The sequence below is a fragment of the Serratia proteamaculans genome (assembly GCF_013337185.1).
Taxonomy (GTDB): Bacteria; Pseudomonadota; Gammaproteobacteria; order Enterobacterales; family Enterobacteriaceae; genus Serratia; species Serratia proteamaculans_D.
Window position 1 is genome coordinate 32106 of record NZ_SWDE01000001.1, and the last position, 14340, is coordinate 46445.

17 protein-coding genes are annotated in these 14340 nt (G+C 52.7%); 12 read left to right on the forward strand and 5 right to left on the reverse strand.

Annotation, left to right across the window (positions count from 1 at the left end; genetic code table 11):
* The first annotated feature begins 688 nt into the window (after positions 1–688).
* From FCL49_RS00170 to ompC, 6 genes are all read left to right on the forward strand, one after another.
* Positions 689–1903, forward strand: a complete 1215-nt coding sequence (locus FCL49_RS00170; protein WP_129938242.1) for an aspartate aminotransferase family protein — start codon at positions 689–691, stop codon at positions 1901–1903.
* Positions 1904–1955: 52 nt separating this feature from the next.
* Positions 1956–2990, forward strand: a complete 1035-nt coding sequence (astA, locus tag FCL49_RS00175; protein ID WP_174351952.1) for an arginine N-succinyltransferase — start codon at positions 1956–1958, stop codon at positions 2988–2990.
* A complete protein-coding gene (gene astD, locus FCL49_RS00180; RefSeq protein WP_174351953.1) occupies positions 2990–4462 on the forward strand; it encodes a succinylglutamate-semialdehyde dehydrogenase in 1473 nt (490 codons plus the stop codon). Before astA ends, astD begins: the two co-directional genes overlap by 1 nt.
* Before the next feature lie 83 nt (positions 4463–4545).
* A complete protein-coding gene (astB, locus tag FCL49_RS00185; protein WP_174351954.1) occupies positions 4546–5886 on the forward strand; it encodes an N-succinylarginine dihydrolase in 1341 nt (446 codons plus the stop codon).
* Between the two features lie 11 nt (positions 5887–5897).
* Complete coding sequence (astE, locus tag FCL49_RS00190) at positions 5898–6896, forward strand: succinylglutamate desuccinylase (protein ID WP_174351955.1); 999 nt, start codon at positions 5898–5900, stop codon at positions 6894–6896.
* A 634-nt stretch (positions 6897–7530) separates the two neighbouring features.
* Entirely contained in the window at positions 7531–8613 is a 1083-nt protein-coding gene (gene ompC, locus FCL49_RS00195) for a porin OmpC (RefSeq protein ID WP_302479850.1), read from the forward strand.
* An 88-nt stretch (positions 8614–8701) separates the two neighbouring features.
* Here ompC and FCL49_RS00200 read toward each other — a convergent pair whose 3' ends face one another.
* Positions 8702–8926, reverse strand: coding sequence for a biofilm development regulator YmgB/AriR family protein (locus FCL49_RS00200; protein ID WP_174351956.1), 225 nt, complete (start codon positions 8924–8926; stop codon positions 8702–8704).
* A gap of 130 nt (positions 8927–9056) precedes the next feature.
* Entirely contained in the window at positions 9057–9248 is a 192-nt protein-coding gene (locus tag FCL49_RS00205; protein WP_012145560.1) for a YebW family protein, read from the reverse strand.
* A gap of 226 nt (positions 9249–9474) precedes the next feature.
* Between FCL49_RS00205 and lysM the strand changes: the two genes are divergently transcribed.
* The 5 genes from lysM (at position 9475) to FCL49_RS00230 (ending at position 12505) form a co-directional block, all read left to right on the forward strand.
* On the forward strand, positions 9475–9921 hold the full coding sequence (gene lysM / locus FCL49_RS00210) for a peptidoglycan-binding protein LysM (protein WP_135316927.1): 447 nt from the start codon (positions 9475–9477) through the stop codon (positions 9919–9921).
* Positions 9922–10356: 435 nt separating this feature from the next.
* A complete protein-coding gene (locus tag FCL49_RS00215) occupies positions 10357–10497 on the forward strand; it encodes a hypothetical protein (RefSeq protein WP_165366775.1) in 141 nt (46 codons plus the stop codon).
* A 23-nt stretch (positions 10498–10520) separates the two neighbouring features.
* A complete protein-coding gene (locus FCL49_RS00220; protein ID WP_017893125.1) occupies positions 10521–10685 on the forward strand; it encodes a hypothetical protein in 165 nt (54 codons plus the stop codon).
* 97 nt (positions 10686–10782) lie between these two features.
* Positions 10783–11724 carry a pirin family protein gene (locus tag FCL49_RS00225; RefSeq protein ID WP_174351957.1) on the forward strand — a complete coding sequence of 314 codons (942 nt, stop codon included), beginning with the start codon at positions 10783–10785 and terminating at the stop codon, positions 11722–11724.
* Positions 11725–12151: 427 nt separating this feature from the next.
* Entirely contained in the window at positions 12152–12505 is a 354-nt protein-coding gene (locus FCL49_RS00230; RefSeq protein WP_135316925.1) for a DUF1304 domain-containing protein, read from the forward strand.
* A gap of 29 nt (positions 12506–12534) precedes the next feature.
* Here the strand turns inward: FCL49_RS00230 and FCL49_RS00235 are convergent, their stop codons facing one another.
* The gene (locus FCL49_RS00235; RefSeq protein ID WP_012145556.1) at positions 12535–12921 is read right to left on the reverse strand and encodes a helix-turn-helix domain-containing protein; all 387 of its coding nucleotides are present in this window, start codon (positions 12919–12921) and stop codon (positions 12535–12537) included.
* 457 nt (positions 12922–13378) lie between these two features.
* Entirely contained in the window at positions 13379–13591 is a 213-nt protein-coding gene (locus tag FCL49_RS00240; RefSeq protein WP_012145555.1) for a YccJ family protein, read from the reverse strand.
* 201 nt (positions 13592–13792) lie between these two features.
* On the opposite strand from FCL49_RS00240, the gene FCL49_RS00245 reads away from it, so the two are divergent.
* A complete protein-coding gene (locus FCL49_RS00245; RefSeq protein ID WP_012145554.1) occupies positions 13793–14032 on the forward strand; it encodes a DUF2766 family protein in 240 nt (79 codons plus the stop codon).
* Positions 14033–14071: 39 nt separating this feature from the next.
* Here the strand turns inward: FCL49_RS00245 and FCL49_RS00250 are convergent, their stop codons facing one another.
* Positions 14072–14305 (reverse strand): YobH family protein, encoded by a 234-nt coding sequence (locus FCL49_RS00250; protein ID WP_012145553.1) that lies wholly within the window; start codon positions 14303–14305, stop codon positions 14072–14074.
* Between the last annotated feature and the right edge of the window lie 35 nt (positions 14306–14340).

A 14340-nucleotide genomic window follows, 5' to 3' on the forward strand; every position in this document is an offset into this window, starting at 1 on the left:
CACGTGTTCCATTGAAATTAACCTATTATCGCGCCCCCGGACTGTCAACAATTTGTTCGCTAAGTTAACAAATATGAGATCTGGCGCGGGAGTTACTCGCAGATACGCCCGATGTTGGTTCACACAGGAGCACGCCGAGCCTGAACTGATGCGGGTTTGCCCGTGTTTGGTGCGTTCTGTGCACCGAAGTGGGGCGAAAGTGTGATCGGGCGCAGATCGGGCCAAATTATTTTTGCGAGCGCGATCAGAATTATTGAAGTTTTTTGTAATTGAATAGGATTTCGCGGCCAACGATGATTTTTAGCCTTATTTTTTCAATTATTCATTACCAATGCATATTTATTGAATAAGTATGCATTGTAAGCCGTTGTTTTAGCGTAAAAAAACGCAAAATTCGCCAAAAATCCCAGTTTGGCACGATAGCTGCTCTACACTCTTTATCAAACGGCATGTATTTTAACTGCTCGTTAACATTTATTCCCCGTTCCAGGACCCGATACCCGGCATAAATAGCGAAAAACGCGTTTGATGTAACAGATTTGTTTCTGAATAGACGGTGAAAGGCAGAGTTATCACCGGTCGAAAAGTTGAACTCACGGCGCAGTTTTTGTTGTTTTGTTGCGGGACATGCGGGCTGGAGCGGCCCTTACAGTCAAAATTCAGTCTTTGCTGAAGTTATGAGGTCATTATGGAACAGCCAATCGCAGTTACCCGCCAGTCTTTCGATGACTGGATGGTCCCGGTTTACGCCCCCGCTGATTTTATTCTGGTACGGGGAGAAGGTTCGCAGGTCTGGGATCAACAGGGTAAGTCTTACATCGATTTTGCCGGCGGCATCGCGGTCAACGCGTTGGGCCATGCTCATCCGGTGGTGACGGCGGCGCTGGTGGAGCAGGCGGGAAAACTATGGCATCTGGGCAATGGCTACACCAACGAGCCGGTACTGCGTTTGGCCAAACAGCTGATTGACGCCACCTTTGCCGACAAGGTGTTTTTCTGTAACTCCGGGGCGGAAGCCAACGAAGCGGCACTGAAGCTGGCGCGTAAACGTGCGCTGGACCAGGGCAACAGCAGCAAGAATCAGATTGTGGCATTTAACAACGCCTTCCACGGCCGCACGCTGTTTACCGTCTCTGCCGGTGGCCAGCCGAAATACTCCAAAGACTTTGCTCCATTGCCGGGCGGCATCACCCACACGCCGTTTAACGATCTGGCGGCCGCCGCCGAAGTGATTAACGACCACACCTGCGCGGTGATCGTCGAGCCGATTCAGGGCGAAGGCGGTGTGTTGCCGGCCGATCCAGCCTTCCTGCAGGGGCTGCGCGAGCTGTGCGATCGTCACGATGCGGTGCTGATTTTCGATGAAGTGCAAACCGGCATGGGCCGTACCGGCGAGTTGTACGCCTATACGCAATACGGCGTGGTGCCTGACGTGCTGACTACGGCGAAAGCGCTGGGCTGCGGTTTCCCTATCGGCGCGATGCTGACCACGGACGAACTGGCTAAAACCCTGGGCGTCGGTACCCACGGCACCACCTACGGCGGCAACCCGCTGGCGACGGCGGTAGCGGGGGCGGTGTTCTCAATCATCAACACGCCGGAAGTGCTGGAAGGGGTTAAACAACGCCACCAGTGGTTCCTTGATGGCCTGAACAAGATTAACCAGCAATACCCGATTTTCTCTGAAATCCGCGGTGGCGGCCTGTTGATTGGCTGCCAGTTGACCCAGGATTATGCCGGCAAAGCGAAACAGATCACCCAACTGGCCAACGAAGAAGGCGTGATTGCCTTGATCGCCGGCCCGGATGTGGTGCGTTTCACTCCTTCGCTGATTATTCCTGAGCAGGATGTGAAAGAGGGGCTGGCGCGATTCGCGCGAGCCGTGGCGCGAATTTGCAGCTAATACCGGGGCTGCGCCTTCACCGGCGCAGCCTGTTTAAGAAGAGGTTCGCATTATGATGATTATTCGCCCTATAGAGCGTCGCGATTTGGCTGATTTACTGACGCTCGCCGGTAAGTCCGGTATCGGTCTCACTTCCCTGCCGCAAGACGAAGATACCTTGCTGGCACGCATTGAGCGGGCGTTAAAAACCTGGCAAGGCGAACTTCCGCGTGGTGAGCAGTGTTATCTGTTTGTGCTGGAAGACACGGATCGCCAACAGGCGGTCGGGGTTTGCGCCATTGAAGTGGCCGTTGGCCTGACCGAACCCTGGTATAGCTTCCGCGTTGGCACTCAGGTGCATGCCTCCAAGCAGTTGAATGTGTATAAATCGGTGCCGACGCTGTTCCTCAGCAACGATCACACCGGCCATTCCGAACTGTGCACGCTGTTCCTCGATCCGGACTACCGTCACGGCGAAAACGGCAAGCTGCTGTCGAAGGTGCGTTTCCTGTTTATCGCCGCTTTCCGTGAGCATTTCTCTGAGCGCCTGATTGCCGAAATGCGTGGCTTCTCCGATGAAGAGGGCCGTTCCCCATTCTGGGAGAGCGTGGGCAATCATTTCTTTTCCATCGAGTTCGCCAAGGCGGACTACCTGAGCGGCACCGGTCAGAAGGCGTTTATCGCCGAGCTGATGCCAAAGCACCCGCTGTATGTCGATTTCCTGGCCGAAGACGCGCAAAAAGTGATTGGTGAAGTGCACCCGCAGACGGTACCGGCACGCCGGGTACTGGAGTCGGAAGGCCTGCGTTACCAAGGCTATGTCGATATCTTCGACGGTGGCCCGACGCTGGAAGCGGAAATCGACCATATCCGCGCGGTCAAGCAAAGCCGCCTGGTGAAAGTGGTGCTGGATGAAACGCCGATGCGCGTCGATGCGCCGGTTCATCTGGTGGCCAACGATCATTATCAGAATTACCGCGCACTGCTGGTCAATGCCGAATTGTATGACGACCGTCTGCACCTCAATGCGGCCACCGCTGCGGCGCTGGGCGTTGAGCAAGGCAGCCCGGTGCGGGTTATCCCCCTTATTGCACAGGAGAAAGCGTAATGTCACATCCTGCACTGTTTATTAATGGCGCCTGGCAGCCGGGCCGTGGCGCTGAGTTCAGCAAAACCGATCCGGTCGACAATCAGCCGCTGTGGCAGGCTAACGCCGCCGACGGCAGCGATGTGGCCGCCGCTTGCGAAGCGGCTCGTGCTGCGTTTCCTGCCTGGGCGCGCACTCCGTTTGAACAACGCGAACAACTGGTGAAACGTTTTGCCGCGCTGTTGGAAGAGCACAAGTCGCATTTGGCGGCCACCATCAGCCGTGAAACCAGCAAGCCGCGCTGGGAAACGCTGACCGAAGTCCAGGCGATGATCGGCAAAGTGGCGATTTCCCTGCAGGCTTATCAGGCACGTACCGGCGTTAGCCAGACCGCGATGGCGGATGGCGCTTCGGTGCTGCGCCACCGGCCACACGGCGTGCTGGCGGTGTTTGGGCCTTATAACTTCCCCGGCCATTTACCTAATGGCCACATCGTACCGGCCCTGCTGGCGGGTAACACGGTGGTATTCAAACCGAGCGAACTGACGCCGCAGACTGCCGAGGAAACCCTGAAGCTGTGGCAACTGGCCGGTTTACCTGCCGGGGTGATCAATATGGTGCAGGGCGGACGTGAAACCGGCGAGGCGCTGGCCGCCAGTACCGATATCGACGGTCTGCTGTTTACCGGCAGCGCCGGCACCGGTTATCACCTGCATCGTCAGTTGGCGGGGCAGCCTGAAAAAATTCTGGCATTGGAAATGGGCGGCAACAACGCGCTGATTGTTGACCAGATTGAAGACTGCGATGCGGCGGTCAACCTGGCGATCCAGTCGGCGTTTATTTCCGCCGGTCAACGCTGCACCTGTTCACGCCGCATTCTGGTGAAACGTGGCAGTGAGGGCGATGCCTTTATTGAGCGTTTGGTGCAGGTGGCGAGTGCGTTGCGTATTGGGCGCTGGGACGCTGAACCTCAGCCGTTTATGGGCGGGGTGATCTCTTCAGCGGCGGCGGAAAAAATGCTGGCGGCACAGCATCACCTGCTGTCACTGGGCGGCAAAGCCTTGCTGACCATGCAGCGCCTGGAAAGCGGCAGCGCGTTGCTCAGCCCCGGCATTATTGACGTGACCGGCGTGCGTGACGTGCCGGACGAAGAGTACTTTGGCCCACTGACGACCATCATTCGCTATAACGACTTTGATGAAGCGGTGCGTATCGCCAACCAGACGCGCTATGGCCTGTCTGTCGGCCTGGTATCGCCGCAGCGTGAGCGCTTTGATCACCTGTTGCTGGAAGCGCGCGCCGGTATCGTCAACTGGAACAAACCGCTGACTGGCGCCTCCAGTGCGGCACCGTTCGGCGGCGTGGGGGCCTCTGGCAACCATCGACCAAGCGCCTACTACGCGGCAGATTATTGCGCCTGGCCAATGGCGTCGCTGGAAAGCGAAAGTTTGACGTTACCGACCAGTCTGTCGCCGGGGCTGTCATTTAATTAAGTTTTACCCGCCGCTTTTCAAGCCGCAGCGTTGTTACTGTAGGGGCGCAGCATGCAGCGCCCCTGCAATATCAGGAGAACAGCATGTCAGGATATGAAGTCAATTTCGATGGTCTGGTGGGCCTGACGCATCACTACGCCGGATTGTCATTTGGTAATGAGGCTTCGACCCAACACCAAAATAGCGTGTCGAACCCGAAGCTGGCGGCCAAGCAAGGCCTGCTGAAGATGAAGGCGTTGGCCGATCTCGGTTTCCAGCAGGGGGTTTTACCGCCGCAGGAACGCCCGCATGTGCCGATGTTACGTAAACTGGGTTTCAGCGGCAGCGATGAAAGCGTGTTGGCGCAGGCGATGCAGCAATCCCCACGTTTGCTGTCCGCGCTCAGTTCGGCTTCTTGCATGTGGACCGCCAATGCGGCCACGGTGTCACCATCCGCGGATAGCGCTGATGGCAAGGTGCATTTCACTGCCGCCAATCTGAACAATAAATTCCATCGTGCGATTGAGGCTGAAACCACCTCTGGTGTACTGCGAGCGATGTTTAACGACCCCCGCCATTTCGCCCACCATGAGGCCTTGCCGCAGGTGGCGCTGTTTGGCGACGAAGGTGCGGCTAACCACAACCGGCTGGGCGGCGACTACGCTAAACGCAGCGTGCAGATGTTTGTTTACGGTCGTCAGGAGTTTGGCGGCGAAATTGCCCCAACGCGTTATCCGGCGCGCCAGACGCGTGAAGCCGGGGAGGCGATTGCCCGTCTGCACCAGTTGGACGAGCAGCACACGGTGTTTGTGCAGCAGAATCCGGAGGTGATCGATCAGGGCGTGTTCCATAACGACGTGATTGCCGTCAGCAACCAGAACGTGCTGTTCCATCATCAGCAGGCTTTTTATCGGCAGCAACAGGCGCTGGATGAAGTGCGCCGCAAGATGGCGACGCTGGACAGCGAACTGGTGGCGATTGAGGTGCCGACGACGCGGGTTTCCGTGGCGGATGCGGTGGCAACCTATCTGTTCAACAGCCAGATCCTGACCAAGCCAAACGGCAAGATGATGATCGTGGTACCCGAAGAGTCGCGCCAGCACAGCGGCGTCTGGAGTTACCTGAGCGAGATGGTGGTCAGCGGCGGACCTATTGATGAAATCAAGGTGTTCGATCTGCGTGAGAGTATGCGTAACGGCGGCGGACCGGCCTGTTTGCGGCTGCGTGTGGCGCTCAATGAGCAGGAGCTGCGGGCGGTTAATCCGCGCGTAATGATGAACGATAGCCTGTTCGTCACGCTCAATGAATGGGTCGATCGTTATTACCGCGATCGCCTGACGCAAAATGACCTGGCCGATCCGCAACTGCTGCGTGAAGGGCGTGAGGCGCTGGATTCCCTGACAACCATCCTCGGGTTGGGTTCGGTTTATCCTTTCCAACAATAGACGGAGCCACCATGTTTGATTTGTTGGCCCTGACGCTGGCGGGGCAGGCTCCCGCTGAGCAACAGGGCGAAAATGCGAATTTGCACTGGCGTTGGTTGACGGAAGGCCTGCTGGAAATCACCCCCAAGCAAGGCTACCGCCAGGCGGTGGTGCTTTCTGCGGGTATCCACGGTAATGAAACTGCCCCCATTGAGCTGTTGAATCAGTTGGTCAAAGACTTGCTCAACGGCGATCGCCGCTTGGCGGTTCGACTGCTGGTGGTGCTGGGTAACCCGGCGGCGATGCGAGCCGGAAAGCGTTATCTGCACAGTGATATGAACCGGATGTTTGGCGGCCGCTATCGCGATTTTGACCATAGCGGTGAAACCGCGCGGGCACAGCAGCTGGAGCAGGTGGTCGCGGAGTTTTTCGCCGATGAGGGCGCTGCACGTTTCCATTATGATCTGCATACGGCGATCCGCGATTCGCGCCTGCCACGCTTTGGCATTCTGCCGTTCCAGACGCGACCTTACAGTGCAGATATGCTGGCCTTGCTGGACGCCGCCGATCTGGATGCATTGGTGATCCACAGTGCGCCTGGCGGTACCTTCAGCCATTTCACCAGCGAACATGCCGGCGCCGCCAGTTGCACGCTGGAACTGGGCAAGGCGCGGCCGTTTGGCAGTAACGACCTGCAGCAGTTTGCCGCCATTAACCGTGCTTTGCAGACGGCGGTGAGTGATGAGCCTTTGCCGCAACGAGCGGGGGATGCTTTGCGGCTATTCCGCGTTGAGCGTTCGCTGATCAAGCGTAGTGAAGACTTCAGGCTGCATCTCAGTGATGATACTGCCAACTTTACCGAGTTGAAGCAGGGAATGCTGCTGTGTGAGCAACCGGGAGAAGAGTACCGGGTTGGGCATGCCAGCGAATGGATATTGTTCCCTAATCCTGGGGTTGCGCTTGGGTTGCGTGCCGGTATGGTGCTGGTGGAGGCACCACGTAGCACGCTGTATTGTTCGGGTGTTCTATAAAGCGGTTTTATTCTTGTGGTATTTAAGGTTGCAGCGATGTTGGCTGCAGCTTTAAATAAATGCGGTATATCATGCTGTTCATTTCTCTTATTCCCTCTGATTTATATTCTGCGATTTATTTTTTCTTTTTTATCTTTACCTCTCTCCCATTTTGATTTTTGGTCGTTTGAATCGAATTAATTATTCGAATCGGTAAAAGCTTGCCTTAAAACCCGAGAGACAACCCTAAATCAGCTCAATGACTTTACTCAGATAAAAATGTGAAATAAGTAACGTTATTCATAACCATGCTAAGTTTCATGGTATTTATGAATCGGATGGAAAGCATACAAAAAGAAACTAAATTGCACCAAATTAGTGCGCTGCACCAATTTGGTTATAACTTATGTGGCAAATTTCAATGATAATCAATGAGTTGATTGTCGCTGTGAATATAATATTTACTTACAAATAAACATGCTTTATCCACGGTGTTTTATGAACTTTTTTATTTGAAGTTGGGATTCATGATGCTAATGTCACATGGCTCCTTTATTAGGGGCGCTCATAAAACGCTAAATGATAAAGATCACAGCCCAAATCATAAATTGGGCGTGATGGGCAGGAATTAAAATTATAATATCTAGGAAAATAAATGATGAAACGCAGTGTATTAGCCTTAGCTATTGCCCTCGGGGCAATCACCTCCTTTGCCAACGCGGCTGAAATCTATAATAAAGATGGCAATAAACTCGACCTTTATGGTCGCGTATCGGCCAAACATGTTTTCAGCGATGATAAATCCGAAGATGGCGACAAGACTTATGTCCGTTTCGGTTTTAAAGGCGAAACGCAAATCAATGACCAACTGACCGGTTACGGCCAGTGGGAATACAACGTTCAGGCCAACCACGACGAAGCGCAGGGTACTGCGGGCACCAAAACCCGTCTTGGCTTTGCCGGGCTGAAATTCGCCGACTACGGTTCATTCGATTACGGCCGTAACTACGGCGTGGTGTACGACCCAGAATCCTATACCGACATGCTGCCTGAATTCGGCGGTGACTCCTATAGCTACACCGACAACTACATGACCGCACGTTCCAACGGCCTGGCAACTTACCGTAACCGTGATTTCTTCGGCCTGGTTGAAGGTCTGAGTGTTGCGTTGCAGTACCAGGGTAAAAACGACGGTGATGGCCGTGGCGTGACCAAACAAAACGGTGACGGTTACGGTATGTCCCTGGATTACCAGGACATCGGTGGTTCTGGTATTGGCGTAGCGGCGGCGTTTTCTGACTCCAACCGTACCAGTGCACAAAAAGAACTGGCTTACGGCAAAGGCGACAGCGCAACAGCCTGGACCACGGCAATCAAGTATGACGCCAACCAGGTTTACCTGGCAGCCATGTATGCCGATACACGTAACATGACGCCAATCAGCGGCAATGGCGTGTCTGGCTTCGCCAACAAAACGCAGAACTTCGAAATGGTGGCTCAGTACCAGTTTGAGAACGGTCTGCGTCCATCTCTGGCCTACGTGCAGTCCAAAGGCAAGGATATCGAAGGGATTGGTGATGTCGATCTGGTGAAATACGTGGAAGTGGGTGCGACTTACTACTTCAACAAAAACATGTACACCTACGTTGACTACAAAATCAACCAGTTGAACGACGATAACAAGTTGAAACTGAGCACCGACGATATTGTGGCAGTGAACCTGACCTATCGCTTCTAAGTTTCAAGACTATTACCTTCTTTCCTGTGTCGGGATCTAAAAGGTAAACAGGCAGAGCACAAGCTCTGCCTTTTCTATTACTGGGCGGTTATCCTTTCGGGGCTTGCCCCATCACTTCAATTGCCGAGCGTAATGTGGCAAAGCGCTGCTGATTGGTCTCATGCTCAATCTCGTTGACCAAATGGGCCAAAATATTATTGCCGGAAATTTTTTTATTGAGATTGATCAGTTGGATCACCGCGCCGCCCACTACCAGGCTGACGTCGCGTAACAGGGCTTCATAATGTTCGTTTGAGGAGGTAGATCCAGGCATCACGCCATCTCCATATCGTTCGGGTGAAGCAATTTAGCAAACTGGCGGCATAAAGCATTGTCGGCGTGGCGCTTTTCCGGCGAATTCAGAAATTCCTCAGATGAAAATAGCGGAAAAGACGGCCAAAGTTTTACATCGGCGCATATTCGTTGGCAGGCAACCAGAAGCCGTCGATAAAATCTTCAAACGGAAAACAGCCGGCATGGCGCAGATTCTGTTCTTTCATGCTGATCAGGCACTGGCGTTCATCGCGCAGTACGTCAACCACGATATCGGCGCAGCCACCATCCAGATAACAGACAAACATCACCAAGGCGTACATCGCGTCTCACGTCCTTTACCTATCCTTCCATAACCCTATTGTAGGTAAAGTCGGCAATTGTTTCACCTTGGGGTCTGTGCAACTGGACAGATTGACAGCCAAAGAGGGCACTTTCGGATTACTCTAACCGCTTAATACCTCAGGGCCAATTGAATATCCCTCTTGCAGTGCTAAGCTTAACAAGCCTTAAGTCAATGCAACATTGTAACCATCGAAAGGAGTGAATATGGGTTTGTTTAACTTCGTCAAAGAAGCGGGCGAAAAACTGTGGGACACAGTGACCGGCAATGCCACTGCCGAAGACCAAAGCGCCAAGCTGAAGGATCACCTCAATAAAACCGGTTTGCCGGGTATCGATAAGGTTGATGTGCAGGTGGTTGACGGTAAAGCCGTGGTGACCGGTGACGCAGTCAGTCAGGAACTGAAAGAGAAGATCCTGGTGGCCGTGGGTAATGTGGCCGGCATCAGCGGTGTGGAAGACAAGGTATCGGTTGAACAGGCTGCGGCAGAGAGCCGCTTCTATACCGTGAAAAAGGGCGACACCCTGAGCGCGGTTTCGAAAGAAGTGTATGGCAACGCCAATCTGTACAACAAGATTTTCGAAGCGAACAAGCCAATGTTGTCCAGCCCGGACAAAATCTATCCAGGGCAGGTACTGCGTATTCCACAGTAACGCCATAGATTGATTCCCAGCCCGATCTTTGGTCGGGCTTATTCGGGTGACAAACACCCGAAAAACGTGGTTTTCGGATGTTTGGGATAAACCAGAAGACATAATTCTTTGTTTTCATTAGCCTCCATATAGGGCTTTAAAGGCAAAGAACTTTGTCTGCAATCTGAGCCCGATCTTTGGTCGGGCTTTTTTATTTTATTTTGTATAAGTTGGGCTAATTATTTTCTTGTTGTAATAAGATTTTGGAATGCGATAGGTTCTTCGCTATCTCAGTCCGGGGCCAATGTTGACCCTCGACAGGAAAATTGATAGCGTCGTGCCACTTTTGAGGTCTGGGCGGCATTGAGCGCGGAATCTGATAAACCCGCAATAGCGGGCTTTTTATCAATCACCCCTCACAAAAACGTTAACGCGTGATGAGTTAAGATAGATTCTGTGAAACAACAACGTAATACCTCACAAGATAAAAACTACCGTGAAACTTTGGGAGATGCGCAATTTGCTGTCATTGTGCTGGCGATAGCGTCTTGCTCCCTGATCATCTTTACGCTGTCGGTCACGCTGTGGCTGACATGACGTCTTTCAATACAGGGGATAAAATGGAGCACAATCTCCACGATGAAACCAAGCTGTTGGCCGTTATCGGCTTGCTGGTTTCCGTGTTGTTAGTGGTATCAATACTCTTTGGTGTGACTTACTTCTCCGATCTGAAGCATGCTCGCGATGAAGTCGATATAAAGGGCTGCTATATCAAGTCGTCTTAGCGCCAGGGCCTCACAGGTTGCATTCTGGATGCCGGCTCATGCTAAGCTGGCATCCAGCTGTTCACTCACCTGTGTGACGTTCTGGAGGCGTTTTATCATGAGCAATTCCCGCCCAACTCATTCTTCATCTTCCCGTGATTGTCCCGTGGTTGACGGTATCCGTCAGATCCAACGTATTGCCGTACGTAACGCCGAAGTTGGCGGTATCGAGATTAATCGTGCCCTGCCTACCCGTGAACGGCGCACGGTGGGAGCCTGGTGTTTTCTCGACCATGCCGGTCCGTCGGTCTTCAGCGGTTCTTCGCAGGGGATGGATGTTGGCCCGCACCCGCATATTGGTCTGCAGACCTTTACCTGGATGATTGAAGGGGAAGTACTGCACCGTGACAGCCTGGGCAGTGAGCAGATTATACGACCCGGACAGGTCAATCTAATGACCGCAGGGCAGGGTATCACGCATACCGAGCAGTCAACGGGTGAACAGCGACGTTTGCATGCTGCGCAATTATGGATCGCGTTGCCTGCCGGACATGCCGATATGGCGCCGCGTTTTGATCATTATCCTGACTTGCCATGCTGGGTTCGTGACGGGGTAAAACAAACTTTGTTGGTAGGGGAGTTTGAACAATATCAATCTCCGGTGTTTACTCTTTCACCATTAATCGCCATTGATCTGGAATGGCAGGCCGACGGCTATTTGCAGTTACCCTTGCGAGAGGATTTTGAAATAGGTTTCTTGCCCCTTGTTGGTGCATTTGAGCTTAATGATGAAAAATTTTCACCCGATGAGTTTGCCTATTTAGGTAAGAATCTTAACCGTATCGGGTTACATGCCAACAAAGGAAGCCGGGGATTATTAATCGGCGGAGTCCCATTAAGCGAAGAGACTCTCATTTGGTGGAATTTTGTTGGGCACAACAAGGCTGAGATTGCCCGTGCGCAGCATGACTGGGAGCAGGGGAATAGACGTTTTCCCGATGTTGTGGGCTATTGTGGCCCGCGCATGGCCGCGCCCCACCTGCCCTGGAGCGACGTTTGATATCATCAGGCTATAACAACGGGAGGGTTTTATTCATTTCGCTCTATTAACGTTAAATTAATGTGATCGAAATTCCATGTTTTGGCGTAAATATAGTTTATCTGGTAAATAGTGATCTGGCGCAAATAAAAGGTCGGAGCAGTGGATTAAGATAAATCTCAAGAAGTGATGTTGTCCACCGCTAGTCAGAAGCCTGTGAGGTCATTATGAGCCAAGTACTCTATCGTGCAAGATTATCCCATGTTGTTATTGCAACGGCGGCTTTTTGGATCTCGATCGCAGCGATGCTGGTTGTTGTGCTTAACTAACTCTGAATGATTATGCAATAAACCCGCCCTGGCGGGTTTTTTTATGTCTTTATATTCGCAATATTCAGAGTGTGGTTATACTTGTTAAACCTGATACCTGATTAACCCTGTAAAATAAAATGATAATTATTTCTAATATAATAGTGCTGCTAATTGCCGCGATTCATCTGTACATCCTGATCCTTGAAATGTTCCTTTGGCAGAAACCCACCGGCAGACGAGTGTTCGCCACTACCGCCGAGTTTGCTGCGGCAACGCGGGTGTTGGCGGCCAATCAGGGGCTGTATAACGGCTTTCTGGCAGCAGGACTGGCATGGGGCGTCTGGCGAGACGAACCTGCAGTGCAGCTGTTTTTCCTCGGCTGTGTGCTGGTGGCGGGCGTGTTTGGCGGGCTGACGGCCAGCCGTAAAATTCTCAGGGTACAGGCATTGCCCGCGTTGATTGGCCTGGTGGTGGTGCTGTGGGTGCATTAACCCGCCGTTAACGATGGCGGGAAAATCGGTCAGGCAGTTTTTTGATGAATGACGTGCAGCGGTGGGGCGATATGCAGATCCACGCTTAAATCCTGACGAAAATCATAAGGCGTGATATCGAAGCGCTTTCTGAACATATAAGTGAAGTGTGACTGTGAGCCGAAACCAAAATCGAGGGCGATGTCGAAAATAGAGGCATCACTGCTACGCAACTGGTAAACCGCGCCGGCCAGCCTGCGTTCGCGGATGTACTTGCCCAGCGAAATCCCGGTCGCTTCTTTGAATAACTTCTGCATGTGCCACAGAGAGTAACCGGAGTACTCGGCCAACTCTTCGAGATGGATCACTCTTCCAAGGTGAGTTTCGACCCATTTACTGAGGGCGCAGACTAATGAGAGGTGGTGTTCTTGTATCATCAGTGCGTCTGTGTGAGATCTACATAGCGTTGAAGTATACACAACTTGCCGCCCCGGACAAAAAAGCCGCCGACATCAGGGTGAAATTATTCGGAAAAACCATCGTCAGGTGGCTTGTCATTCGAAACGAAAAACGGCTAATCTGGGATTGCCCGCTGCCGCTGATACCGAAGTGGGCCAGGTCGCAACAAATAACAGCCTAAGCAGAGTCAGCCGTGACAATTCAGCGTTGATGGGGTGATCGCATGTTAATGACAGTGATTATTACTCTGGTTGTAATTGTAGGTGTAGCCGCTTTTATGGTGACACCGGTGATGAGAATGAATAATGCGGAAGGTGTGGGAGGTGAAGAGCCGTGAAATCAGGGCAGAACATGACCCCAAAAGGGGTTTGACAGACTACCGAAAAAGCCTGGGCAATCAGTGACCCGGGCTTTTTATTGGTGAGCGTTTGCCGATCAGACGTTTTTCCGCTCCACGGTTTCTTCGCCCCAGTACAGCTGGTCGGCGCTGGTTTTGGCAAACGCCATTTGCAACGCTTCGTCACTGCCTTCTTCCCAGATTTTTTGAGCCAAAACCTCGTCATTTTTCGCCAGTTCAAAAATAGCCTCGGCGATCTCAACCGAGGTCTCACGCACGGTAGCCCAGGATTTCACATTGTGGTTTGCCATAACTTTCTCCTGTTGGGGTGTGGCTGAGGGATACGCCGAAATGCGCGCCGCTCAAGCCTCAAGTATAGGTCAATTCAGCCGGGTGTTTTGACGGCCAATGCGCAATAACGCTGAAAATTCAGCGGCAAACGGCCAGGGGGCAGCAAAGCGCCAGTTGGCATGCTATTGTGTGCGGCGTCTGAATCAAGAAGGAAAGGTATTATGTCCGACATGCTGAACAACGATCAGGAATTGGCTTCCGACCTGGTTGCCTGCCAATTGGTGATCAAACAGATCCTGGATGTTATCGATGTCATCGCGCCTACCGAGGTGCGGGACAAGATGGCCAGCCAGTTGAAAAGCATCGATTTTACCACTCACCCAGCCGGTGCCGATCCCGTGACCCGGCGGGCGATTGAAAAAGCGATCGCGCTGATTGAAATGAAGTTTACCCGCAACTGATGGGGAACCGCCGCTGAGCGGCGGTTTGAGCGGTGGTGATTAATCCACCACCGTTTCGACTTTCTTGAACAGCGGGCAGTCGGCAACGCCAATCAGGCCGTTGTCACCATGCAGATACTGGGCTATCACCAGGTTGCGTGCCGTCATGTACTTACACTGCAATCCCAACCCACCGACGTTTTTATTGCTGCCGACCAATACGCCATATCCCGAGAACAAAAACGCGCCATAAACTACCGCCAGCAGAACCGCCCATTTAATCAGCTTACCCATTGTGACTCCTTGTTATTTATCGTCGTTGCGATATA